The following is a 25,219-nucleotide window of genomic DNA, read 5'->3' as shown; positions in this document are numbered from 1 at the left end:
TCGATTCAGCACCATTTACGGTTATGATAAGACCAAAGCAAAAATTATTGTCATCCGCAATCGCTGTCAGTAAGGTTACTGCCATAGCGGTTGTTTAAACGAATCCGAATCTCACATTATCAGGGGTGTAAAAATGGAAACTACCAAGCCTTCGTTCCAGGATGTTCTGGAATTCGTCCGCCTGTTCCGCCGCAAGAACAAACTGCAGCGTGAAATTCAGGACGTTGAGAAAAAGATCCGTGACAACCAGAAGCGCGTACTGCTGCTGGACAACCTGAGCGATTACATCAAACCGGGTATGAGCGTTGAAGCTATCCAGGGCATCATCGCCAGCATGAAGAGCGACTACGAGGACCGCGTAGATGATTACATCATCAAAAACGCTGAGATCTCCAAAGAGCGCCGTGAGATCTCGAAAAAGCTGAAAGTGATGGGCGAAATGAAGCACGTGGAAGCCAAAAGCGAGTAACCTCCGCCAGCTATCCAGGCCCTCCGATTTGTTCGGGGGGCTTTTTTTTGCGCCTCACATAAGGCCGTCTGGTCACAGAAAAGCAAAAAGCCTGCTCGAAAGCAGGCTTCTTAAATGTGGCTCCTCTGACTGGACTCGAACCAGTGACATACGGATTAACAGTCCGCCGTTCTACCGACTGAACTACAGAGGAATCGTTGTGGAGCGTTATCTTAGCGGCGAAAAAAGTTTTGTCAAACCTGATCTTAACGCATTTTGTTTAACTGACGATTCATTCAGCAGATTGACGCATTAACCCACACTTTTTTCTGCAAAATACTTTGCAGGATCGTCTATTCTCCCTCATCATTTGAAATGGAGTTTCAACTTTCTCGCTAAGGTCCATTTTGAACGTCACTTCCGCTTTACGCCAGCGCGTCATGCGTACGCCCTGGTATACCAAACGTAAAAGTTATCGGGTTCTGTTCTGGCGTGAAATCACCCCCCTTGCTGTGCCTATCTTTCTGGAAAATACCTGTGTACTGCTGATGGGCGTGCTGAGCACCTTCCTTGTCAGCTGGCTGGGCAAGGAGGCGATGGCGGGCGTGGGTCTGGCAGATAGCTTTAACATGGTCATCATCTCCTTCTTTGCGGCTATCGATCTGGGTACCACGGTGGTGGTGGCGTTCAGCCTCGGAAAGCGCGATCCGCGACGCGCGCGCGCTGCTGCCCGCCAGTCGCTGGTGATCATGACCTTGTTCTCGATAGTGCTGGCGGCGGTGATCCACTACTACGGTGAAGAGATCATCAACATCGTGGCGGGGGAGGCGACAAACGAGGTTAAGGCCCTGGCGCTCTCGTATCTGGAAATGACCGTGCTGAGCTATCCCGCGGCAGCCATCGCCCTGATTGGCAGCGGGGCCTTGCGTGGGGCAGGCAATACGAAAATTCCGCTGATGATTAACGGCGGGATGAACATACTGAACATCATGATCAGCAGCGTGCTGATCTACGGTATTTTCTCCTGGGATGGACTGGGCTTTATCGGCGCCGGGCTGGGGCTGACCATCTCTCGCTATATTGGCGCGATTGCTATTATTGCAGTGCTGGCGGTGGGGTTCACTCCCTCGCTTCGCATCAGCCTGAAGAGCTACTTTCGGCCGCTTAACTTCGCCATTATCTGGGAGGTGATGGGTATTGGCGTGCCGGCCAGCATTGAATCCGTATTGTTTAACAGCGGAAAATTACTGACGCAGATGTTTGTTGCCGGGATGGGCACCGACGTCATCGCCGGCAACTTTATTGCTTTTTCCATTGCGGCGCTGATTAACCTGCCGGGGAACGCCCTCGGCTCGGCATCCACCATCATCACCGGTAAACGCCTGGGCAAAGGGCAGATTGGCCAGGCCGAGCGGCAGCTCCGACATGTTTTCTGGCTCTCGACCATAGGGTTAACCGCCATCGCCTGGGGTACCGCGCCGTTTGCCAGTCTGATGGCCTCCTTCTATACCCATGAGCAGGATGTAAAAGATGTGGTAGTGATCCTGATCTGGCTTAACGCCGCCTTTATGCCGATCTGGGCTGCCTCCTGGGTGTTACCTGCCGGTCTGAAGGGGGCACGTGATGCACGTTTTGCGATGTGGGTCTCCATGCTCGGTATGTGGGGCTGTCGTGTCGTGGCCGGGTACACGCTGGGTATCATGCTGGGATGGGGTGTGGTCGGCGTCTGGCTGGGGATGTTCCTGGACTGGGCGGTACGCGGCGCGTTCTTCTACTGGCGAATGGTGAGTGGACGCTGGCTGTGGAAATACCCGCGTCCGGTCCGGGAAGCGCCAAAAGAACGACTTATAGATGCGCAAACTGGAGAATAATTCGGCAATCGATTCAAAATGTGCATTCTGCCTTTGACATCGCCGGGTGGCATCGATAATATGCGCCCCGTTCACACGATTCCTCTGTAGTTCAGTCGGTAGAACGGCGGACTGTTAATCCGTATGTCACTGGTTCGAGTCCAGTCAGAGGAGCCAAATTTAAAAAGCCTGCTTTTAAGCAGGCTTTTTGCTTTTCTGCGTCCGGGAATTTACCCCTTCAGGCGCTGAATCGGGGCGGTTGCGGCAAGTAGCCACTGCTGCGCCTCACTCTCTACCAGCGGCATGAGTACCTCCCGCACCTGCTGGTGGTAGTCGTCCAGCCACTGTTTTTCCTGCTCGCTCAGCAGGTGCAGTTCCACCTGACTCAAATCGATCGGGATAAGCGTCAGCGAGGCGAATTTGCAAAAGCCCGGCAGGCTCTCTACCACTTCCACCTGGTTTTCAATACGAATGCCATACGCATCGGCCAGATAGTAACCCGGTTCGATGGTCATAATATTCCCCGCCACCAGCGGCCATGGATTGACCTTTTTCGCGATGCGGTGCGGGTTTTCATGAATTAGCAATTGATGCCCCACGCCATGGCCGGTGCCGTGATCGAAATCGAGACCCAGCTCCCACAGAGATCTGCGGGCAAAGGCGTCAATCTGGTGTCCCTGGGTGCCGGACGGGAACTGCAGGCTCATCATCGACAGGAACCCTTTGAGCACGGCCGTATAGTGCAGACGACACTGAGCGCTCAGCGGGCCGTAGGCCAGGGTGCGCGTGGCATCGGTGGTGCCATTATGATACTGGCCGCCCGAGTCGTTCAGATAAAAGTCGCGGTGGGTGATGGCCTTGTTGGTGCTTTCGCTTGAGTGGTAGTGGCACATTGCCGCATTACTGGCGGAGGCTGAAATGGTGGCAAAACTGGGCTCGATAAAGCCGGGCTGTTGCGCGCGGAAAGCCAACTGCTGTTCTTGCGCTTCCAGCTCGGTGAGCGGATTGCCAGCCGCCTCACGCCGGGGCACTTCACGTGCCAGCCAGGCGAGGAAATTAACCCATGCCGCGCCGTCATAATGGTGAGACTGACGATAGCCCGCCAGCTCCACCGGGTTTTTTAGTGCCTTCATCAGGGTGATGGGATCGGCATTCCAGACGATCTCACCCGATTTTTCTACCGCAAAACGCAGGGCTACGGGGGCGGTATCGGCATCCATCATCACGCGCTTGCCCGCCGAAAGATGCTGGCTCCGGGAGAGGAAATCACCTTCTGGAGAGAGGGTAAGGCTCGCCAGTAGCGCAGGGGAGAGCGAGCGGGTCTTATCGGCGTTAACAAACCACTCGACGCGACCATCGCGTCCCAGCAGGGCAAACGAGTTGGGCACCGGGCTGGTTGGAATATCACTGCCACGTACATTCAGCAGCCAGGCGATGTTGTCCGGCTGGGTAATCGCCAGGTAATCCGCATTGTGAGCATCAAGCAGGGCGGCCACGCGCTGGCGTTTGTCGGCGCTGTTCTCCCCGTTGTATTCATACGGCATTTCGCGGATGGCCCCAACCGGAGCCGGGGGGCGATCGTGCCAGATGTCGTCGAAGGGGGAGTCATTCAGCGGCACCAGCGTACACTGGCTGGCACGCAGAGCGTCGTATTGCGCCGGGGTCATCAACATAGCTTCAAACGCGATACGCGCACCGGGGCGGAGATTCTCCCGCAGCCAGGGGGCCAGCGGATCGTTGTGCAGATGCAGGATCTCGAAGGCGTTTAAATCAACCTGCTCACGGACCTGAACCTGATAGCGGCCATCGACGAACATCAGTGCCCGATCCTGGAGGATCAACGCATGGCCCGCTGAACCGTCAAAGCCGGTCAACCAGGCCAGCTGGTCATCGTGCGGCGCGCAGTATTCGCTTTGAAAGGCATCGGCCCGCGGCACGATCATGCCGTCAAGGTTCTGCGCACGAAGCCATTCGCGCAGCGCGGATAGAGGGGATGGGGTTTGCATAACGCTCCTTTTTTATGATTAGCGAAACGGCGGCTCGTTAAAGGTTCGCAGTTTGCGCGAGTGCAGCTTATCGCCTTCGGCCCGCAGCCGATCAATGGCCCGAATGCCAATCTGTAAATGCTCGGAGATCGCCCCCTCGTAGAAGCGGTTCGCCTGCCCGGGCAGCTTAATTTCGCCGTGTAAAGGTTTGTCGGATACGCACAGCAAGGTGCCGTAAGGGACGCGGAAACGGTAACCCTGGGCAGCGATAGTGGCGCTTTCCATATCAATGGCCACCGCGCGGCTCAGGTTGAAGCGCAGCGCTGAGGCGGAGTAACGCAATTCCCAGTTGCGGTCATCGGTTGTCACCACCGTACCGGTACGCAGGCGCTGTTTAACCTCTTCACCCGGCATACCGCTCACCTCTTTCGTGGCGTCGTAGAGCGCGCGTTGTACCTCGGCGATGCTCGGAATAGGGATGTCCGGAGGCAGGACGGCATCCAGCACGTGGTCATCACGCAGATAAGCATGCGCCAGTACGTAATCGCCAATCAGCTGGCTTTCACGCAGGCCGCCGCAGTGACCAATCATCAGCCAGACATCCGGGCGCAGCACCGCAAGATGATCGCAGATGGTTTTGGCATTTGACGGTCCTACCCCGATGTTAATCAGGGTGATGCCCTGGCCGTCAGCGGTGATCAGGTGCCAGGCCGGCATCTGGTGTTTTTTCCACGCCAGATCAGAAATGGCCTGTTCTGGCGCCTCGGTCTCGGCGGTTATCCAGATCCCGCCTGCGCAGGAGAGGGCAATGTACGGGCTATCCGGATCGAGGATCTGGCTGCATCCCCAGCGCACGAACTCATCCACATAGCGGGTGTAGTTAGTGAACAGCACAAACGGCTGGAAATGTTCTGCCGGGGTGCCGGTGTAATGGCGCAAACGCGCCAGCGAGAAATCCACCCGGCGCGCATCAAAGTGCGAAAGGGGGGAATACTCCGCCGGATGGTAGATCCCGTCAGCGGTCTCATCACCAATTTGCGACAGCTCGGTGGTCGGGAAATGGCGCGTCAGCCCGGCGCTCATGGAGCGATCCAGCGTCAGGGCGGAGCCATCTATCACGTAGGGATAGGGGATCTCGTGGCGCGAAGGCTCTACGGTGATATGGGCGTCATAATCCCGATACAGCAGCGTTAACTGCTCTTCCAGATAGGGGCGAAACAGCATCGGACGGGTCACGGTTGTGGAGTAGCAGCCCGCGTGCGTAAACCGGCCATAGGCGCGGGTTTTGGGGGAGTTGGTCACGCTGCCATCCCAGGTGACGGAAAGCGATGGATAGACAAACAGACCGTTGGCTCTGGCTTCCACATCAGGAAGCATACCGTCTTCAATATAGTCACTGATGGCACTACGTAAATCGCTTACTGACTGCTCGTACAGCGCGTTCAGTTTTTCCAGTGCCTGAGCCGGGGTCAGGCCGGAGCCCTTATTATTCATCTCTTTCTCCTTGTTCCACAGGTGTACGACATACCCGATAGTATGACACCGTCTTATGAAACAAAAGTCAGGCAACGCGAAGCAGCGAAGGCAGAACGCCTTCGCTGTAGAGATTATGGGGCGGGAGATTTCATCAGCAGGGCGGTGAGGGCTGAAATCAGGCAGCCCGCCAGCAGATAGATAGCCACGCTGTGCCAGTCGCCACCGGAGAAGGTGACCAGTGCGGCGGCGATAAAGGGGGTGAAGCCGCCGCCGACTACGCTGGCGACCTGATAACCGACCCCTGCGCCGCTATAACGATAGCGGGCCCCGAACATGCCGGTGAACATCGGCTGCTGCACGCATACCACCATGTCATGGGCCACGTTCGCCAGTAGCACAGAGAAAACCACAATCCAGAAGATGGACTGCGCTTCCAGAGCCATAAAGAACGGAAAGGCGCTGAGGCTGCCGATAAGCGCGCCGGTGATATAGACCCGACGACGACCATAGCGATCCGCAAGCCATGCGAAGCAGGGGATAGTCAGGCAGCTCAGCCCACCCACCAGCAGGCCGATATTGAGAAATAGCTCGCGCGGCAGCCCCAGATTTTGCGTGGAGTAGTTCAGCGCGAACGCCGTGACGATATACATCGTCAACAGCTCACACAGACGAAGGCCGATAATTTTCAGGAATGCGCCCGGATGGCGGGTCAGGGCCTCCATTACCGGTAAGCGCTCTTTTGTAGCCGGTGTGGTTTGCTGCTGTTCAAATTCGGCGGACTCTTCCATCCCGTTACGCACCCACAGTGCGGCAATCACCAGCACGATGCTTAAGAGAAACGGAATGCGCCAGCCCCAGCTCAGGAACTGCTCATTGGTGGTGAGGGCACTTATCAGCGAAACCAGGCCGGTCGAGAGCAGGAGACCCACCCCGTAACCCACCTGTACGCCGCTGCTGTAGAACGCTTTCTTCCTCGCAGGGGCGCTCTCGACGGAGAGCAGTGCAGCACCCCCCCATTCGCCGCCTACGGCAAAGCCCTGAATGGCGCGCAGGGTGACCAGCAGAACCGGAGCCCACCAGCCAATCGTGGCAAAAGAGGGCAGTAAGCCAATCAGCGCCGTGGCAATGCCCATCATCCAGACGGTAAGCATCAGCATCCGCTTGCGGCCCAGCTTATCGCCGAAGTGGCCGAAGATAATCCCGCCCAGCGGACGAAAGAGGAACCCAACGCCAAAGGTAGCAAAGGCGGCGAGCGTTCCCATCGCCGGGCCTATCTGCGGAAAGAATTCACTGTTAAAGACCAGCGCCGCGGTGATGCCATATAACAGAAAATCATACCAGTCGACGACGGCACCAGCGAAGCTGCCGAGGGCTGCCCGGCGGGCGCGATTGAGCGAAGGTGCCTCCGGGTCGGGGCAAGGGGAGGTGAGGGTGGAATCCATAGTTATCCTGTCTGTCACTTATTTCTTTTTATAGGTATCGATTAAAGATTACTCACATAGCCGTCGCCGAAACATTGGCAACGCTTATGAGACTACCGCGACTGCGCACAGGAGAAAACGATTAAATCGTCCGGAGATGAAAACCGCCCCGCCGGGCCATGCCAAGGCCTGAACGGGCACGCCATCAGGAGCAAGATGTTACGCGAATAAAATTACACCGCGCCTCGATTGTTGCCTATGACGAAGCATTAAATAATAGATGTTAGTAATAAATAAGCCGGGTACGGCAGATGTGAATAGCGTTATCAGCCACATGAAATAACGGATTTTTAATGAAAGGTCTTCAGAAGGCATTATTAACTTTGTTGCTGCTGTTATATATCACGTCGGTTAACGCCGGGGTAAATATCGGCGGCACTCGCGTCATTTATGACGGCGGGAAAAAAGAGGCAGCACTGAGCGTTTCCAACCCGGACAACGTGCCCTATTTAATTCAGTCCTGGCTAGATAATCCGGATAAAAGCGCCGGGAAGGTGCCTTTTATTATTACGCCACCGCTTTATCGACTGGATCGCGGGCAAGAGAACGTGATGCGCATCGTGCGGGCGGGAAATCTGCCGGATAATAAAGAGTCGATGTACTGGCTTAACATTAAAGCAATTCCGGCGGCTGAAAAAAAAGCCAACTCATTGCAGATCGCGATAAAAACACGCATCAAATTAATATATCGCCCGGTAGGACTGCGAGATAAAGGGGCGGAAAACTTCGCCAATGACCTGGTGTGGCGAATCGCCGGCGGACAAATTCTTGTCAGCAACCCCTCTCATTATTATATGAATTTTAATCAGATAACGGTTGCAGGAAAAAATGTCCCCGAGCCCACCTACGTTGCGCCTGGGGCATCGGCCGCTTTTGCCTTACCCGCGGGCGTTAACACCGGGCCGGTGACGTTCAAATTGATTAATGACTATGGTGGCGTGGGTGCCATTCATCGCGCCGCTATTTAACGGATATAAAACCAGGGAATAGGTATTACGCGTTATGCAGAAGAAAATGTATCCCTGGTTTCCCCGGGCCCGTCTCGCCTGTCTGATTGCACTGGCGCTCCCCGCGGTCATGCAGAATGCCAGCGCGGAAGAGTATTTTAATCCGGCATTACTGGAAGTGGACAACCCTTCAATGAAAGGGGTCGATCTTTCACAATTTGAGGCCGGTGCTCAGGCGCCAGGTAAATATCGCGTGGAGGTCGTACTCAACGATCAAACGGTAGATACCCGCGAGATTGAATTTGTCCGCGTAGAAAATGCACAAGGGGATCACAGCCTGCAGCCCTGCCTGTCGGAAGGGTTGCTGCAAAGCTATGGCGTAAAAACTGGGCTTTACCCCCGGCTCGATGAAGGCCACGGATGCGTTAATTTAGCCGCGATCCCCGAGGCGTCGGCTGATTTTATCTTCGGTTCACAAAAGCTGTTGTTAACCCTGCCTCAGGCGGCATTAACCTCGCAGGCCCGGGGCTATGTTGCGCCGGAGATGTGGGATGAGGGGATTAATGCCCTTTTACTGAACTACAGTCTCAGCGGCGATAATAGCTGGAGCAGAAACCGTACCTCTGGTAACAGCAACAGCCAGTACGCCAACCTGCGTCCGGGGATCAATATCGGGCCGTGGCGCCTGCGTAATTACACCACCTGGAATCGTGATTCTGACGGTAAGGCGCGGTGGGATTCGGCCTATACCTATGCCCAGCGCAACATCGTGCTCTTAAAAAGCCAGATGACCCTCGGTGACAGCACCTCGCCTTCCGACGTCTTTGATAGCCTGCCCTTTCGCGGCGGCCAGCTGGCTTCCGACGACGATATGCTGCCCGATAGTCTGAAAGGCTATGCGCCGGTGGTGCGCGGTATTGCGCGTACCAATGCGCAAGTCATTGTGCGACAGAATGGTTACGTTATTTATCAGACCTATGTTGCGCCGGGCGCGTTTGAAATTACCGACATGTACCCAACCGGTGGCGCGGGCGATCTCAATGTCGCCGTAAAAGAGTCGGACGGGAGCGAACAGGATTTTGTTGTGCCTTTTGCGTCGGTTCCCGTGTTGCAGCGGGAAGGGCGGCTGAAGTACAGCCTGACGTGCGGTCACTATCGCCCCAGCGACAGCAATGTGGATAAAAAAAACCTCCTTCTTGGCACTGCTATTTATGGTCTGCCTCAGGGATTTACCTTGTACGGCGGCGTGCAGCAATCCACTCCGTACCAGGCTTACGCTCTGGGCGTCGGTAAAAATATGGGCGGAATGGGTGCGTTATCTGTCGATGTGACCCAGGCCTGGTCAAGCCCGAAAGGGGCGAGCTCGTCGAAGGGACAAGCCTGGCGCATACGCTTCAGTAAGAATTTTACCGATACCGGAACCACCTTCTCTGCCACCAGCTACCGCTACTCCACGGCAGGTTATTACGGTATGCAGGAGGTGCTGGACTCCTGGAGTGACGATAATACCCTGCAGGATCGTCGCCGCAGCCGGGCCGAGCTGACGCTAAGCCAGACGCTGGGACCCGCTTATGGCTCTCTTAGCGGCAGCGCAATCCGGGAGGATTACTGGAACGCCAGCAAGACCATGAGCTCGTACAGCCTGAGCTATAACAACGCCTGGCAGGGTATCTCATGGGGGATCAATTACACCTACAGCAACAACGCCAGCGCGGGGGGCGGCAACGAAGGGAAAACCTACCCGAAAGACCAGATTTTTGCGGTGAATGTCAGTATTCCGCTCGACCGGTTCCTGAGCCATACCTGGGCCAATTACGGCCTGAATACCAGTAAACAGGGGGAGACCACCCATTCGCTGGGGTTGAGTGGCACAGCCATGCAGGGGGATGCGCTGAGCTGGAGCCTGCAGCAAGGCTATGGGAATGACGGTGCAGGGCATTTGGGTAATGTCAGCGCCGATTACCACGGGACCTATGGCGAAGTCATCGGCGGTTATAGCTATGACGAAACCCGCCAGCGGATGAACTATGGCCTGAACGGCGGCATTCTGGCGCATGCCGACGGCATTACCCTGGCACAGCCTTTCGGCGAAACGCTGGCGCTGGTCAAAGCGCCAGGCGCATCCGGCGTCGGCGTGACCGGTCAGTCCGGCGTGAAGACCGACTATCGCGGCTATACCGTAGTCAGCAATATCTCCCCGTATCGTAAAAATACCCTTTCCCTGGATCCGGCGACCTTATCCGATGACGTTGATCTGCAGTTAACCACGCAGACCGTGATCCCCACGCGAGGCGCCATCGTGCGCGCGCAATATATCGCCAACGTCGGTAATCGCGTCCTGATGACGCTGACCCAAACCGATGGTCGGCCTGTGCCTTTTGGCACGACGGTCACCCTGAGCGGCGAGCAAAACGGGGCGGGATTCATCGTGGGAGACGCGGGGCAAGTCTATTTAACCGGGCTACCCGTTAACGGTGATCTCCTGGCGCAATGGGGCAAGGAAAAGAATGAGCAGTGCCGGGTGAACTTTACCCTTCATCAGCAGGATGCAGAATCAGGAGTGGTGCTAAGCAATGAACATTGCAAATAAAATTGGGTTAAATAACGCCCTCAGGTTTTTTATGCTGGTGATAATCTTTGGCGTCAGCGAGCCGGCCTGCGCAACCTGTAATTTTGCCAGCGGCATGGAGCCACAAACTCTTGGGTTCACACCCAGCGGGGTTATTGTGCAGCGGGATGCGCCGGTGGGGTCGGTAATATACTCCAGCTCTTCCGGTGAGGGGGCGACATTACTGAGTTGTACCGGCGACAATACCAACTATTACAAGATGACCTATCTTGGCGGGATACCCACTTCTATTGCTCACGCCTATGCCACCAATATTCCAGGCGTCGCCATAGAGGTTGATTTGGGCTGGGGAAAATTAGACAACCCGGCGTCAACAGACCAAACGGGCAACGCTACGGTGAATATGCCGTGGGTAAGATATCGGTTATATAAAACAGGGGATATCCAACCGGGATCATTTACGGTAGCACAGTTAGGCACCTGGACCGTTTCCGGTATCACGCCGGTGACCATTAATCTGATGGGGGGCTATGTTGCACAGGTCGCCTGTTCTGTCACGACGCCCCAGTTAACATTTCCTGTCGGGAATGTATTGAATTCAGAATTCGGTACAACGGTCGGTTTTATTGCAGCGAAAACCAGCACCCAAAATCTCGGGCTGAATTGCGACAGAAATGCAAATATCAACGTGACATTAAATGGCACGCAAAATCCAGATGTAAGTGACGCCAGCGTACTGGCACTGAATAATCAAGGGAGGGCAAATACAGCGCAAGGCGTTGGAGTACAGTTATTATATGATGGGAAACCACTTATTATTAACAGCACACTTGCATTAAAACACTCCAGCGGCGGGAGCGAAACATTTCCTATTACTGCGCGTTATTATCAAACAAAAAACCGTGTTTCCGTCGGCGAAGCCAATAGTTCAGCTACGCTCACGCTGACATATCAATAATCCAATGTAATCTCTAAATACCGATGCCAAGGCAGGCTAATAATGAAAAAATATTTATGTTATGTGGCGGGTTCCGTTTCGGCCATGCTGTTTGCGGGAAATATCTATGCGGCAGATAACGTTAATATTAACGTAACAGGAAAAGTGATTGCTTCACCGTGTACAACAATTAATGGAGGTTCAAGTGCGCTGAATGTGGACTTAGGGCAAGCTATTCAGGCGTCCAGCCTGGCAACAGCGGGCGCAGGTACCACGTTAAAAACCTTCGATCTCCCCGTGGCGGGCTGCCCGGCAAGTACCACCAACGTGAAGGTGACCTTTACTGGCACACCTGATTCTGGCGACAGCACCCTGTGGGCAAACAGTGCCGCTAATGCGGCAGCCAACACCGCTGTCGAGTTATCGCAGCAGACGACCGACACCATTTTGAGCAATAACAGCTCACTGATTGGTGCCGTCAGCGAGGGCAGTACGACGTTTAAACTGCAGGCACGCGTGCTGTCAAAAGCGGGTTCGGTGATGCCCGGCGATGTCTCGTCGGTCATTGTGGCCGCGTTTGAATACCAGTAAATCAGGACGCGTTGTCTTAGTCGGGCCAGGGCAGAAGGCCATGCGGACTCTGCCCGAACCCTTAAGGGCAAACGTAAAAAAACCGCTCAGGTTTCCCTGAGCGGTTTCTTAAAATTTGGCTCCTCTGACTGGACTCGAACCAGTGACATACGGATTAACAGTCCGCCGTTCTACCGACTGAACTACAGAGGAATCGTGTGAACGGGGCGAATATTAGCGGCGTCCGATGCGCTTGTCAAAGGGGGAAAACCGCCTTGTGTATCGTTTGCTGACAAAATCAACAAAGTGCTGATTTTGCCAACGGATTGCACAGATTTGGTGCACTCATACCCCTAATGGGGCAGATCAGAAACCACTGTTACGCTTCTCTTTTGACGGCTAACAATTGGAATCTCTTATTTTCAGGCGCTTAGCGAACATATCCGACCTCCTCTCCAAAACTGGCAAGCATCTTGCAAAACCCTCTACAACAATTCGCGCCGGAACCGGCAACGCATTTCGTACAGGGGGCAAAATGAACTTAAGACGACTGAAATACTTCGTAAAAATCGTCGACATCGGTAGCCTGACTCAGGCCGCAGAAGTGCTGCATATTGCGCAGCCCGCGTTGAGCCAACAGGTTGCTACTCTGGAAGGCGAAATGGATCAGCAGCTGTTAATCCGTACCAAGCGCGGCGTCACGCCAACGGAAGCCGGAAAGATCCTTTATACCCATGCACGTACTATTCTGCGTCAGTGCGAACAGGCACAGCTGGCGGTATGCAACGTCGGGCAGACGCTAACCGGACAGGTTTCAATTGGCCTGGCGCCCGGAACGGCGGCCTCCTCTGTGACCATGCCGCTGCTGCAGGCCGTTCGCGCCGAACTGCCAGAAGTACTGGTTTATCTGCATGAGAACAGCGGCTCCGTCCTGAACGATAAATTACTGAGCGGCCAGCTGGATATGGCCGTGCTCTACGATCGTTCGCCGGTGGCAGGTATCACCAGCCAGCCGTTACTAAAAGAAGATCTTTTCCTGGTAGGAACGCGCGATTGCCCAGGGCAGAGCGTCGATCTTACGGCCGTCGCAGAGATGAACCTCTTCCTGCCCCGTGATTACAGCGCCGTACGCCTGCGGGTCGATGAGGCCTTTTCCCTGCGCCGCCTGACGGCGAAAATCATCGGTGAAATCGACTCTATCTCGACCCTGACTGCGGCGATCGCCAGCGGTATGGGCGTGACGGTTCTGCCTGAATCTGCCGCGCGTTCTCTCTGCAGTGCAGCGAACGGCTGGATGGCCCGTATTACTACGCCTTCGATGAGTTTGCCGCTCTCGCTTAATGTCTCTGCCCGCGGTTCGTTGTCACCTCAGGCTCAGGCAGTTAAAGAGATCCTGATGTCGCTGGTGAGTCGTCCATCGCTGGAGAATAGAGAACTGCAGCTGGTGAGTTAATATTCCATAAAAGCATAAGATGCGGGTTTTTATTATTTGTTCTCGTGGTAGGCAGGCTCTAACAATAGAGCCATGTCAGATGTCCCGGAGCGAACAGTGAACTTCCAGCAACTTAAAATTATTCGCGAGGCGGCCCGTCGGGATTACAACCTGACCGAGGTCGCCAATATGCTTTATACCTCTCAGTCCGGCGTCAGTCGCCATATCCGTGAGCTGGAAGAGGAGCTGGGTATCGAGATTTTCATCCGCCGCGGTAAGCGCCTGCTGGGGATGACCGAACCGGGAAAAGCGCTGCTGACCATCGCAGAGCGTATTCTCAACGAAGCCAGTAACGTTCGCCGTCTGGCCGACCTCTTTACCAACGATGCCTCCGGGGTGCTGACTATCGCCACCACCCATACCCAGGCACGTTACAGTCTGCCGCCGGTGATTAAGGCTTTCCGCGAGCTGTTTCCGCAGGTGCGCCTGGAGCTGATCCAGGGGACACCCCAGGAGATAGACGTTCTGCTGCAAAATGGTGGGGCGGATATCGGTATCGCCAGCGAGCGTTTAAGCAATGATCCGCAGCTGGTGGCTTTTCCCTGGTTCCGCTGGCATCACACGCTCCTCCTGCCGACCGATCACCCCCTGACGCAGATAAACCCACTTACGCTGGAAGAGATCAATAAATGGCCGTTGATTACCTATCGGCAGGGTATTACCGGGCGTTCGCGCATCGATGAAGCCTTTCATCGTAAAGGGTTAACGCCAGACATTGTGCTCAGTGCCCAGGACTCCGACGTGATTCGTACCTACGTTGAGCTGGGCCTGGGAATCGGGCTGGTGGCCGAGCAGTCCGGCACTGAGAGCGAGCCGGGTAATCTGGTGCGCCTTGATACACGCCACCTTTTCGATGCCAATACGGTCTGGCTTGGTCTGAAGCGCGGCCAACTGCAGCGTAACTACGTCTGGCGTTTCATAGAACTCTGTAACGCCGGCCTGTCGGTGGATGAAATTAAGCGCCAGGCCATGGAGCCGGAAGAGGTGGCGCTTGATTATCAGATTTAGAACCTGCGCACCCGCGACAAAAGCCTGCCTTGCGCAGGTTTTTTTACGCCCGCACTGGCGCGCGTTGCGACAATGGTCGCACGCAAAAGTGTAGGTTTCATCCCCATCAGGCTTATGGCGAAGCCTCACTCGCACATCCTGTAAAGGCCGATACCTTTTTATCTGTCAGCCCGGCACACTCTCTCCTGTAGCTTTACACCTGTAAGGCTTGTGTTCTATGTTCAGGAGATCCCGTATGGGCGATCAAAACGACGGACAGTTTTGATGAGTGGTTTGATTTGCAGGGCTGCAACACAACATCAGGAGCCAGAGACAAGATGGACGGTGAATTAATTTTTTGTACCGATTCGGTACTGCGTTTCCGCTCACATTACGATGAGACAACAGCGTTGCCCTTGCTGGCAATACAGAACACCACTGCCGCTACCGATCCCTGGTTCCTCCTCAGATTTTTTCGCCATCCCGTCATCATTGAAGCAGGGACAACCCTCGCCAATATCTTCGTGGCGATTGAGCCCTGGAAAGACCTGCTTGGCGCCTATCTCGACAGAGATGTCGGCGCATGGATTGACGAGGCAAGAAAACCCTCGAGCCCTGGCACCGTGGATCTGGAGTGGATTGGCATTGATCGCCGAAGTTCAGTCTATCGCTGCTGGGTGCGGGAAGGCATGGAGGAGAGCGAGGACGTGAGCGACTATTTTAATCGCGAGCGCTTCTCCACAGATGAATTTGATATTGAAAGCGTCTGCGATGCGTCTGGTTTTATCCAGGGCGAGAAGGAGCGCTGGAGTCTGAGTGAGAATATCCACGAAATTAAAAACTTGCCGGTTATTCTCTACAACAAGCAGACGCTCACGGTTTCGCAGAAAGAGGAACTGCTCAATGAACAGATCTCGGGAGTGCGGCGCAGCGAACGAGGCCTCTACGTTTACGGCGACACGACCTTTGCCTTCTTCGAAGTGATGGAAGCGTTATTTATTAGCGGGTTATTTTTCTATTCACCGAACGCGGCAGAAAACAACCTGGCGATCTTAACCAGCAGGCTCAGCGAGCTGGAGAGTACCCTTACCGGGGAAGGGGAGCGCGAACCCAGCGAACCTCATGACGATCAGCCTGTCAAGATTGAGGTCGTTGAAGGGGCGTTTGATACCCTGATAAGTGACATGGAGTCGGAGGCAGAGGCGTGGCAACAGCTGAAAAAAGCGTGCCAGCAAGCGGATGCGTTGCCAGTGCGAATTGGCGTTATCACCCCTGCAGAGCCGCCAGAAATGCGCCTCTGCGGTGAGGTGCTCAACCGTGACGCCCCGGAGCACGGTGGAAAATAGCAAAAATGCGCCCCGGACGCAGAAAAGCAAAAAGCCTGCTTAAAAGCAGGCTTTTCAAATTTGGCTCCTCTGACTGGACTCGAACCAGTGACATACGGATTAACAGTCCGCCGTTCTACCGACTGAACTACAGAGGAATCGTGTGAACGAGGCGCATGTTAATGGCCTCGCTATTTTGTGTCAACACTAAATTTAACGCACTGAATCAACTGATTAATTAAGCCACAAACCGCTGATTTAATGTACCTGAACGCCTGTATCGCCATCACGCGCTTCGTTATTACGAATTCCCTGCAGGGGATCTTGCTGATAAAAATGGCAGAACCGTTGCCAGAGCGACGGGAAGCGAGGGGCGAACAGTTCAGGGGCGCTGAAGAAGTATTCGGACAGCACGGCGAAACACTCCGCCGGATCGGTTGCGGCGTAAGCATCTATGCTCGCTGCACTCTCCCCCACCAGATCGATCTCATCCTGAATATTGTTCATGGCCGCATGGAGATCGTGCTCCCAGCCTGCGACTTCCCGCAGCGGGATAAAGGGCACACCGCTGGCGCGATCGCCATTGCGGGTGTCGAGCTTATGCGCCACCTCATGCACGATAAGGTTAAATCCGGAGGCGTCGAAGGAGTCCTGAATATCGAGCCAGTTCAGGATAATGGGCCCCTGTTGCCAGCTCTGGCCAGATTGCACCATGCGTTGATTGTGCACCAGCCCGATGTCATCTTCCCACTCGTCATCGACGACGAAGGGGGCAGGGTAGATCAGCACTTCGTGGAAACCATCCAGCCACTCAATACCGAGTTTAAGCACGGGTAAGCAGAAGAGCAGGGCGATACGCGCACTCTTCTGTTCATCAAGCTCAAAACCTTGCAGCGCAACCAGGCGTTTTTGCTGTAAAAAACGTTCTGCCAGCTGAGCGAGTTGATGTTTATCCTCGTCCGGAAGCCAGGCCAACACCGGGATCGCCAGCGCTTCTTCCCAGGGGAATGCCGTGTTACGCGCGGATTCATTAGATTTCCAGGGCCACTTAATCATCGCTTTGCTCGCAAACTCGTCACTTGAACAAAATTGAACGGTTATGGACTGTTAAAATGCCAAATTACCTGGCATCATGGCAACCATCAAAACGGAGAGATGCCGGAGCGGCTGAACGGACTAGTCTCGAAAACTAGAGTAGGGGCAACTCTACCGGGGGTTCAAATCCCCCTCTCTCCGCCACATCTTTTCAGGCTGTCGACCTCTTCCTGCGTTGCGTACCTTATCACTCTGATCGCGTTAAGTAACATTCCTTTACCGCTTCGTCACGATATCTGTGAGCTAAATCAGGATGTTTCAGCGATGCTATTGTCTTGTTGCGTCGATTCTTAACCCGGCTCGCAGAACTGTTTCAGCCGCGCCTCCTGCTCGGGTCGCAGTCGATAGCGATAGACCGGACGCCCGGTGGCACCGTAGTGAATACGGGTAAAAAGCAGATTAATCTGCGCAAGCCATATCAGATATTTACGGCATGACACCCGCGAAATTTTGACCGCATTGGCCAGGTCATCGGTTGAAAATTCCATGCCTGGATTGGCATCGATCCACAAACAGAGCGTACGTAGTGTCTGGGGCGTTAACCCTTTCGGCAGCCGTTTGTTCTCCATAAATTCGGCGGTACTGCCATGCAGGAGCTTATCCACGTCCGCCTGCTCATAATGCTGATGCGCGTCCATAGCCTGTTTCTTAGCTCGCCAGCCGGTGAGTGCCTCTTCAAAACGCGGAAAATGAAAGGGTTTAATCAGGTAATCGACCACGCCATAGTGCAGCGAGGTCTGAACGGTGGCAGCATCGGATGCCGATGAGATCATAATGACTGCAATTGAACGGCCAGAGGCGCGTATTACCGGTAGCAGATCCAGGCCGCTCTCCTGCTGCATATAGACGTCGAGCAGAATAAGATCTATCGGCGAGGTGTTGTCACTGATTATCCTCCTGGCCTGCGTCAGGGTAGAGGCGATACCGCTACAGTGGAATCCTTCGACACGGTTCACATACATCTGGTTCAGGTCGGCCACCATGGCATCGTCATCGACGATCAAAACATTTATCACGCGCTATTCCTTTCACTGTCCCAGGGGATTTGCACAAAAAATTGTGTAAACACGCCTGGCTCTGATTCCACGCTCAATTCGCCCCCCAGCTTTTCAAGTTGCTGGCGCGCAAGATACAACCCCACGCCCCGGTGTTCACCTTTGGTCGAGAAGCCTTTATCAAAGATTGCTGAGAGGTTCTGCGCCGGAATGCCCGGCCCGTCGTCACTCACTTCGCCACTCAGTATGCCGTTCTGGTAATGGAGCAGCAGGCTGACTTCTCCCGCCGGCTGCGCTGCCATCGCATCCAGGGCGTTTTCTATCAGGTTACCCAGGACGGTAACCAGGACGGCGGTTTGCTCTTCATTAGGGTTGTCTGGTACCCGGCACTCATCAGCCAGGGTTAAGGTAAAGCCCGCCTCTTTCGCGCGGGTAATTTTGCCCAACAGAAAACCCGCTACCACCGGAGACTGGATAGTCCGCTGAATCGCGCCCACATCGAGCTGATAATTTTGCGCGGTTTGCAGTATGTACGTCTCCAGTTTGTCATAGCGTTTCATATGCAGCAGGCCGAGTATCACATGCAGCTTATTCATAAACTCATGAGAATGGGTACGCAGGGCATCGAGGTAGCTCACCAGACCATCCATACGCTGCATCAGTTGGCTGATTTCGGTCTTATCGCGGAAGGTGGTAATCGCGCCAGCCTGCTGATTATGCGCCCTGATGGGCAAGGTATTGCAGAGTAACAGACGACCGTTGCAGTTGATCTCCTGATCCTCACGCGCCTGTCCGCTGCGGGAGACTTCACGCAGCGTAGCCAGTAACGGCGTATTAAGGGGATCGTCGGCAAGAATCTGGCGCGCGGCGAGATTGACCATCGTAATCTGCCCCTGTTGATCGACCGCAATAACCCCTTCACGCAGTGATTGCAACATAGCCTGACGCTGCTCAAAGAGCGCGGAAATCTCCCAGGGCTCAAGGCCAAAGAGTACGCGTTTGAGCATTCTGGCCAACCCCCAGGCAGCCAGCGCACCCAGAAGGGCGCTGAACAATACCAGCCAGATGGCATCCCAGCGGTTACGGCTGATTTGTTGCTCCACTTTTTCCAGCGAAATACCTACTGACACCACGCCAATCTGCTGGCGGCTGGCGTTATAAACGGGCGTGAAAACCCGTAGCGCCTCGTCGAGCACGCCGTGGTTGATGGCGACATTCTCTTTTGCCTGCAGGGCAGGGCGCAGGTCCTCCCCGATAAAGGCTTTTCCGAGCAACGAGGGGTTGGGATGGGAATAACGTATTCCGCGCATATCCGTGACGACGGCAAACAACAAATTGTTGCGCTGCATTACCGCCAGGGCGATTGGCTGAATCAGGTTGCTCTGAGGAGGGTGCTCTAACCCTTGCACCACGTCAGGACTGTCGGCCAGCGTCCTCGCCACCGCCAGCGCCGTCTCTTTAACCCCTTCGCGTGTCGCTTTGGTGATCTGCGCAAAGTAGAGAGCAAAAATGACCAACAGAATGGAGCCCGTCACGGAGTACACCATCAGAGTCACCAGGGTCGTCAGTTTCATTGGGCGCTTGTGCGGGGTAGTCACGTGGGGCAGATCGCGCATTGAAACTCCGGAAAGGGCAGAAAAGCGCTATTATCGCCGATGCCGCACGATTGTTAAAGCCAGGTTAAGCTGGTGGGGCAGGAAAGAAAAAAGCCCGCAACGTGGCGGGCCTGAATAGGGGGAAGAGATCCTTAGAACTGGTAAACGATACCCAGCGCTATCTGGTCGCCATTGTCGGCGCCAGTGATGGCGGTATCCCGGTCGTCCAGCAGGTTGAATTTGTAAGCAGCGTAGACGTTCATGTTCTTGTTGAAGTAATACCAGGTACCCAGTTCGACATAGTTAAGACGATCTGCATTAGTCCCTTTTTCACCCTCTTTCGCACCCAAATCCTTGCCTTTGGAGTAGACATAACCCAGGGATGGACGCAGGCCAAAGTCGAATTGATACTGGACCACAGCTTCAACGTTCTGGGTTTTATTGGCAAAGCCAATGTCGCTACCAGCCCAGGACATGTTACGGGTTTCGCCGTACATTACCGCGGCATAAAGATTATTTGCATCATATTTTGCCGCCAGAGACCACACTTCAGCGTTGTCGCCGTAGCCGTCTGAAGCCTGAGTATCAGTACGATCTGATTTGCCATAGACACCCACAAAGCTGAAGCCATCAATTTCATAGCTCAGGGACGTGCTGTAGCCATCGCCGTTACCTTTACGCAGGTTTTTGTCGTGGTTGTTGCCCTGATACTGGAGGGCGAAATTCAGGCCTTCAACCGCGCCGAAGAAATCGTTGTTACGGTAGGTGGCCACGCCGGTCGTACGGCCGGTCATGAAGTTGTCGGTTGCTGACCAGGCGTCGCCGCCCCATTCAACCAGCATATCGGTGTAAGCCGCTGCGTCATAAGCCACGCCATAGTTACGGCCGTAATCGAAGGAGCCAAAATCACCGAATTTCAGACCCGCGAAGGAAAGACGCGTGCTTTCATCCTGTGCGCCTTCCGGCTTGCTGGCTTCCAGGTTGTATTCGAATTGACCGAAACCGGTCAGTTGATCGGTAATTTCGGTCTCACCCTTGATGCCGAAACGGGCATAGGAGTCATCGGCGTTGCTGCTGTTGCTGCTGTCGGCCTCGCTCCAGATGCGTTTCCCAACCATTTTTCCATACAGGTTAAATTTATTACCGTCTTTATTGTAGATTTCTGCTGCATTGGCAGCGCCAGCGGATAATAAAACGGGGACCAGAACTGCCAGAACTTTTCTTTTCATTATATATATCCTTTATATATTGTTTATATGAATAATTGCGACCCACTCCGGGTGCGGAATAATACTATTTCATGACGCAATTGCGATCTTTTGAAAATATCTCATTCGAAAGGTTAAAAGTATTTCAAAATATTAATGAGGAGTGTTTTATATTATTTATCTATTCAAGCGAAAAAGAAGATAAATGACATCTATTGATTTAGATATCAGCTAGTTATGTGTTGGTTAATTTGATTGTTACTGATGATGGTTTTGGATCGCTTATGGGGCGAAAAGGGGGTGAAGTGGAAAAAAAAGCCCAATGTGGCTATTGGGCATAACGGATAGGAATGAATGGCATGAGAGCGCTAAACGATAAAAAGCATAAACGGGATAATAATTGCATAGTGTTTACTTATTTAAAATCGATCGCCAGAATAAAATTAACTTTTAGGAATATTTTATGAAATTAACCCAAAAAGTAACGGCTGGCGCCGCGGTGTACCCAGGCGGTCATGCGAAAAGGTCTGAAAACCCGACTTTGCAAATTGCGACAGCATCGCCTGTGGCAACGCTTTGATGAACGTGTCAGCGCGTTGATTAATTGCTAATGTACCCGTTTCAGTCTTGTGGAAACGGCTATGGAACTTGCCCAGTGGCAGCAACATTTTGAACAGTGGCTGGCGGAACATCACGCCAGCGATGATGCAGCACACGATATCTCCCATTTTCGCCGCGTCTGGCATACTGCCCAGCGGCTGATGGCTAACCAGCCGGTCGAGCCGCTGGTCATTCTTACCGCCTGTTATTTTCATGACATCGTGAGCCTTCCCAAAAACCACCCGCAGCGTAGCCGCTCGTCAGTATTGGCAGCCGAACGCACGCTGGACATTCTGCGCGACTATTTTGCAGATTTTCCCGGCACGCACTATCCGGCGGTTCAGCATGCGATCGAAGCGCACAGCTTTAGCGCAGCCATTACGCCCCGGACGCTGGAGGCGAAAATCGTTCAGGATGCTGACCGGCTAGAGGCATTAGGGGCGATCGGCCTGGCGCGGGTGTTTGCCGTTTCCGGTGCCCTGGGCGTGCCACTTTTTGATGCCGAGGACCCTTTCGCCGATCGCCGAGCGTTGAATGACCGGGCATACGCCCTGGACCATTTCCAGACAAAGCTGTTACGCCTGCCCGAAACCATGCAAACTGCCGCCGGACAAGCGCTGGCGCGCCATAATGCCGATTTTTTAATCCAGTTTATGGCCAAACTGAGTGCTGAGTTAGCCGGCGATTGCCTCGGGGTTGACGAGACGGTGCTACAGCGTTTCCGCGCAACGCTGTAAGGCGGTTATGTGGTAATCTCTTCAGCTCTCTCCCAGGCCTGGTTAAATGTATGCAGGAAAATTTATCATTGACGAACTCCGCCTTTTTGCTGGCAGAAAAATCCACCGCGTCCGTTCAGACGCTGTTACGCCAGCTGCTGGACATTTATGATGCCAGAACCCTGGCAACGCTTCTGAATGGTCAGGGAGAGGGGCACTGGAGCCCGGCTATTGTTAAACGCCTGTTGATCAGCGACCGGGCAGGGCAGCGCCTGAGCGATCGCGAATTTACTTTTTTACACAGTCTGTTGCCTCGTCCCCCAGCTACGCAGAGCCGACCGGCCTTCCGCTTTATCGATCTCTTCGCCGGTATCGGCGGTATTCGCCACGGCTTTGAGGCCATTGGTGGGCAGTGCGTCTTTACCAGCGAATGGAACAAACATGCGGTACGCACCTATAAAGCCAACTGGTATTGCGATCCTGATGCGCACACCTTTAACGAGGATATTCGTGAGGTAACCCTGAGCCATCACGAAGGGGTAACGGACCAGGAGGCCGCGGACCATATTCGCAGCGTGATCCCCCAGCATGATGTGCTGCTGGCCGGCTTTCCATGCCAGCCCTTTTCCCTTGCCGGGGTATCAAAAAAGAATGCGCTCGGTCGGGCACACGGTTTTGCTTGCGATACTCAGGGCACGCTGTTTTTCGATGTGGCGCGCATTATTGACGCACGCCGGCCGGCCATCTTTGTGCTGGAGAACGTCAAAAATCTGAAAAGCCATGATGGCGGCAAGACCTTCCGCATCATTATGCAAACCCTCGATGAGCTGGGTTATGACGTCTCAGATGCCGATGAGAGCGGCCCGGACGATCCGAAAATTATCGATGGCAAACATTTTCTGCCGCAGCACCGTGAGCGCATCGTGCTGGTGGGGTTCCGGCGCGATCTCAACCTGCGTGGCGACTTTACCCTGCGTGACTTGCCCGCGCATTATCCGCAACATCGTCCGACCATTGCCGAGCTGCTAGAGCCGGTCGTCGATGCCAAATTTATTCTTACCCCGGTCCTGTGGAAGTACCTGTATCGCTATGCGAAAAAACATCAGGCGAAAGGGAATGGTTTTGGATTTGGCATGGTAGATCCCACCAACCCCCATAGCGTGGCGCGCACCCTCTCTGCGCGTTACTACAAAGACGGCGCCGAAATCCTGATTGACCGGGGCTGGGATAAAGCCCTGGGTGAGAAAGATTTTGACGATCCTGACAATCAGCGTCATCGTCCGCGTCGCCTTACGCCACGCGAATGCGCGCGCCTGATGGGGTTTGAAACGCCGCAGGGTTACCGCTTCCGGATCCCGGTTTCGGATACCCAGGCCTACCGGCAATTCGGAAATTCGGTGGTGGTGCCTGCCTTTGCCGCTGTGGCCAGGCTTTTAAAATCACGCATATTGCAGGCGGCACAACATCGCACTCATGAGGCCGTCAATGACGGATGTCCACAATAAGGCGACCCGCAGTAAAAACATGCGTGCCATTGGCACGCGTGATACCGCAATCGAAAAGCGGCTGGCCGGGCTTCTCACGCAGGCGGGATTTGCTTTCCGCGTGCAGGACAGTTCGCTACCCGGTCGACCCGATTTTGTGCTGGATGAGTGGCGCTGCGTAATCTTTACGCACGGCTGTTTCTGGCATCACCACGACTGCTATCTGTTTAAAGTCCCGGCAACGCGCACCGACTTCTGGCTGGAGAAAATTGGTAAGAACGTGACGCGTGACAGACGCGATTTGGGATTGCTCGACCAGCAAGGCTGGCGGGTACTCGTGGTGTGGGAATGTGCGCTGCGGGGCAAAATGAAGTTAACCGATGCCGCTCTTAACGCGCGGCTGGAAGAGTGGATCTGCGCAGAAGGGACAAACGCGCAGATCGACACTCAGGGCATTCGCCCGCTCAGGGTTTTTCCGCCGGACACGGCGCAACCACCGGCTTAGCGGGGATCAGGTATTTACCCAGCGTGACCAGCACTACGGCCATAAGGATAATGCCCAACGCTATCCACTCAACGGAGGAGAGCGTTTCGCCGCCAAGTCCGGTTCCCAACAGCACTGCGACCACCGGGTTTACGTAGGCATAGCTGGTTGCCACGGCGGGGGAGACATTGCGGATCAGGAACATATAAGCATTAATCGCTATCACTGAACCGAAGATAGCGAGATATCCCACCGCCAGGAAGCCCGACAGGTCGGGGAGGGCTGTCAGTTTCTCCCCGGAAAGCAGAGACGCGACAAGCAATACTATCCCCGCCGTCACCATCTCGATTGCACCGGCCATCATGCCGGACGGGAGTTCGACACGGGAGCCATAGACCGAGCCGAATGCCCAGCTCATGGAACCGATCAGAATCAGCAGCGCCCCCCAGGGATTACCGCTCAGGTTACCGCCGCTGTTCAGCAGAATAATGCCCGCCAGCCCGATGCCAATTCCCAGCCACTCCAGCTTGCGCGTTTTGATGCCAAACAGCCGGCTGAAACAGAGCGTAAAGAGCGGTACGGTCGCCACCACCACAGCGGCAATGCCCGACGGCACATTTTGGTGTTCCGCCACGGTGACAAATCCGTTGCCCACCGCCAGCAATAGCACGCCAATCAAGGCCGCATTCAGCAGCTGGCGGCGCGGCGGCAGTCTGTGTCCACGCAGAAATAAGAAGGCCAGTAACAAGAGACCCGCCGAGAGGAAGCGAACCCCGGCCATCAGCAGTGGCGGCCAGCTCTCTACGCCAATACGGATCACGAAATAGGTGGAACCCCAGATGATATAAAGCGCAAATAGCGCGCCAATAAGCGGTAACAAGTGCCTGATACGCATACTCCCTCACGGCGAAATAAAAAGGTCGCGTATAGTTAACGTTAAAACTATCACGCTGGCGAGCGCTTTAATTGTGTAGG

General features: G+C 54.5%; 20 protein-coding genes and 5 tRNA genes. 14 read left to right on the top strand and 11 right to left on the bottom strand.

Annotated elements, in window-relative coordinates; all coding sequences use genetic code 11:
• The first annotated feature begins 133 nt into the window (after positions 1-133).
• A complete protein-coding gene (locus B3B59_RS13785) occupies positions 134-469 on the top strand; it encodes a DUF496 family protein (protein WP_040074937.1) in 336 nt (111 codons plus the stop codon).
• A 117-nt stretch (positions 470-586) separates the two neighbouring features.
• On the opposite strand, the gene B3B59_RS13780 is transcribed toward B3B59_RS13785, so the two are convergent.
• A tRNA-Asn gene (locus B3B59_RS13780) sits at positions 587-662 on the bottom strand.
• A gap of 193 nt (positions 663-855) precedes the next feature.
• Between B3B59_RS13780 and B3B59_RS13775 the strand changes: the two genes are divergently transcribed.
• Entirely contained in the window at positions 856-2,319 is a 1,464-nt protein-coding gene (locus tag B3B59_RS13775; protein WP_286809298.1) for an EmmdR/YeeO family multidrug/toxin efflux MATE transporter, read from the top strand.
• Between the two features lie 80 nt (positions 2,320-2,399).
• A tRNA-Asn gene (locus B3B59_RS13770) sits at positions 2,400-2,475 on the top strand.
• Between the two features lie 53 nt (positions 2,476-2,528).
• On the opposite strand, the gene B3B59_RS13765 is transcribed toward B3B59_RS13770, so the two are convergent.
• The 3 genes from B3B59_RS13765 to shiA form a co-directional block, all read right to left on the bottom strand.
• Positions 2,529-4,304 (bottom strand): aminopeptidase P family protein, encoded by a 1,776-nt coding sequence (locus tag B3B59_RS13765; RefSeq protein WP_286809296.1) that lies wholly within the window; start codon positions 4,302-4,304, stop codon positions 2,529-2,531.
• Positions 4,305-4,322: 18 nt separating this feature from the next.
• Positions 4,323-5,777: an AMP nucleosidase gene (locus B3B59_RS13760; RefSeq protein ID WP_286809295.1), complete on the bottom strand. Its 1,455-nt coding sequence runs from the start codon at positions 5,775-5,777 to the stop codon at positions 4,323-4,325.
• A 113-nt stretch (positions 5,778-5,890) separates the two neighbouring features.
• Positions 5,891-7,201 carry a shikimate transporter gene (gene shiA / locus B3B59_RS13755; RefSeq protein WP_286809294.1) on the bottom strand — a complete coding sequence of 437 codons (1,311 nt, stop codon included), beginning with the start codon at positions 7,199-7,201 and terminating at the stop codon, positions 5,891-5,893.
• Positions 7,202-7,533: 332 nt separating this feature from the next.
• Here shiA and B3B59_RS13750 point away from each other — a divergent pair, with 332 nt between their 5' ends.
• From B3B59_RS13750 to B3B59_RS13735, 4 genes are read left to right on the top strand one after another with little or no spacing between them, the layout of a single operon-like run.
• On the top strand, positions 7,534-8,208 hold the full coding sequence (locus tag B3B59_RS13750; protein WP_207292017.1) for a fimbrial biogenesis chaperone: 675 nt from the start codon (positions 7,534-7,536) through the stop codon (positions 8,206-8,208).
• Between the two features lie 34 nt (positions 8,209-8,242).
• Complete coding sequence (locus tag B3B59_RS13745) at positions 8,243-10,777, top strand: fimbria/pilus outer membrane usher protein (RefSeq protein WP_286809292.1); 2,535 nt, start codon at positions 8,243-8,245, stop codon at positions 10,775-10,777.
• Entirely contained in the window at positions 10,761-11,714 is a 954-nt protein-coding gene (locus tag B3B59_RS13740; RefSeq protein WP_286809291.1) for a fimbrial protein, read from the top strand. Before B3B59_RS13745 ends, B3B59_RS13740 begins: the two co-directional genes overlap by 17 nt.
• 42 nt (positions 11,715-11,756) lie before the next feature.
• Positions 11,757-12,284 carry a fimbrial protein gene (locus B3B59_RS13735; protein WP_286809289.1) on the top strand — a complete coding sequence of 176 codons (528 nt, stop codon included), beginning with the start codon at positions 11,757-11,759 and terminating at the stop codon, positions 12,282-12,284.
• A gap of 116 nt (positions 12,285-12,400) precedes the next feature.
• On the opposite strand, the gene B3B59_RS13730 is transcribed toward B3B59_RS13735, so the two are convergent.
• Positions 12,401-12,476, bottom strand: a tRNA-Asn gene (locus B3B59_RS13730).
• 322 nt (positions 12,477-12,798) lie between these two features.
• Here B3B59_RS13730 and nac point away from each other — a divergent pair.
• From nac to B3B59_RS13715, 3 genes are all read left to right on the top strand, one after another.
• A complete protein-coding gene (gene nac, locus B3B59_RS13725) occupies positions 12,799-13,716 on the top strand; it encodes a nitrogen assimilation transcriptional regulator NAC (protein ID WP_040074943.1) in 918 nt (305 codons plus the stop codon).
• Between the two features lie 96 nt (positions 13,717-13,812).
• Complete coding sequence (gene cbl, locus B3B59_RS13720) at positions 13,813-14,763, top strand: HTH-type transcriptional regulator Cbl (protein ID WP_040074944.1); 951 nt, start codon at positions 13,813-13,815, stop codon at positions 14,761-14,763.
• A gap of 317 nt (positions 14,764-15,080) precedes the next feature.
• Positions 15,081-16,088 carry a hypothetical protein gene (locus tag B3B59_RS13715; RefSeq protein ID WP_286809287.1) on the top strand — a complete coding sequence of 336 codons (1,008 nt, stop codon included), beginning with the start codon at positions 15,081-15,083 and terminating at the stop codon, positions 16,086-16,088.
• Positions 16,089-16,149: 61 nt separating this feature from the next.
• Here B3B59_RS13715 and B3B59_RS13710 read toward each other — a convergent pair.
• Together B3B59_RS13710 and mtfA are read right to left on the bottom strand one after the other, a co-directional pair.
• Positions 16,150-16,225 (bottom strand) — tRNA-Asn (locus tag B3B59_RS13710).
• A gap of 100 nt (positions 16,226-16,325) precedes the next feature.
• Complete coding sequence (gene mtfA / locus B3B59_RS13705; protein WP_207292012.1) at positions 16,326-17,123, bottom strand: DgsA anti-repressor MtfA; 798 nt, start codon at positions 17,121-17,123, stop codon at positions 16,326-16,328.
• Positions 17,124-17,216: 93 nt separating this feature from the next.
• Between mtfA and B3B59_RS13700 the strand changes: the two genes are divergently transcribed.
• Positions 17,217-17,306: transfer RNA gene (locus tag B3B59_RS13700), tRNA-Ser, on the top strand.
• 146 nt (positions 17,307-17,452) lie between these two features.
• Here B3B59_RS13700 and dcuR read toward each other — a convergent pair.
• From dcuR to B3B59_RS13685, 3 genes are all read right to left on the bottom strand, one after another.
• Positions 17,453-18,178, bottom strand: coding sequence for a two-component system response regulator DcuR (dcuR, locus tag B3B59_RS13695; protein WP_263616090.1), 726 nt, complete (start codon positions 18,176-18,178; stop codon positions 17,453-17,455).
• Entirely contained in the window at positions 18,175-19,773 is a 1,599-nt protein-coding gene (locus B3B59_RS13690) for a sensor histidine kinase (RefSeq protein WP_286809284.1), read from the bottom strand. Before B3B59_RS13690 ends, dcuR begins: the two co-directional genes overlap by 4 nt.
• A gap of 131 nt (positions 19,774-19,904) precedes the next feature.
• Positions 19,905-20,981, bottom strand: coding sequence for a porin (locus tag B3B59_RS13685; protein ID WP_286809283.1), 1,077 nt, complete (start codon positions 20,979-20,981; stop codon positions 19,905-19,907).
• A 620-nt stretch (positions 20,982-21,601) separates the two neighbouring features.
• Here B3B59_RS13685 and B3B59_RS13680 point away from each other — a divergent pair.
• The 3 genes from B3B59_RS13680 to B3B59_RS13670 are packed head-to-tail and all read left to right on the top strand — an operon-like array spanning position 21,602 to position 24,265.
• Positions 21,602-22,297, top strand: coding sequence for a phosphohydrolase (locus tag B3B59_RS13680; RefSeq protein WP_286809282.1), 696 nt, complete (start codon positions 21,602-21,604; stop codon positions 22,295-22,297).
• Positions 22,298-22,347: 50 nt separating this feature from the next.
• Positions 22,348-23,781 carry a DNA cytosine methyltransferase gene (locus B3B59_RS13675; RefSeq protein WP_286809280.1) on the top strand — a complete coding sequence of 478 codons (1,434 nt, stop codon included), beginning with the start codon at positions 22,348-22,350 and terminating at the stop codon, positions 23,779-23,781.
• Complete coding sequence (locus tag B3B59_RS13670) at positions 23,762-24,265, top strand: very short patch repair endonuclease (RefSeq protein WP_286809278.1); 504 nt, start codon at positions 23,762-23,764, stop codon at positions 24,263-24,265. The genes B3B59_RS13675 and B3B59_RS13670 overlap by 20 nt, the downstream gene beginning before the upstream one ends.
• Here B3B59_RS13670 and yedA read toward each other — a convergent pair.
• Positions 24,225-25,139 carry a drug/metabolite exporter YedA gene (gene yedA / locus B3B59_RS13665; protein ID WP_233802756.1) on the bottom strand — a complete coding sequence of 305 codons (915 nt, stop codon included), beginning with the start codon at positions 25,137-25,139 and terminating at the stop codon, positions 24,225-24,227. The genes B3B59_RS13670 and yedA overlap by 41 nt on opposite strands.
• Positions 25,140-25,219 lie beyond the last annotated feature (80 nt).

Origin of the sequence: Leclercia sp. UBA2479 (assembly GCF_002341985.1) — a bacterium.
GTDB lineage: Bacteria > Pseudomonadota > Gammaproteobacteria > Enterobacterales > Enterobacteriaceae > Enterobacter > Enterobacter pneumoniae.
Note: the sequence above shows the minus strand (reverse complement) of the source record. Positions and strands in the feature narration are given on the sequence as shown.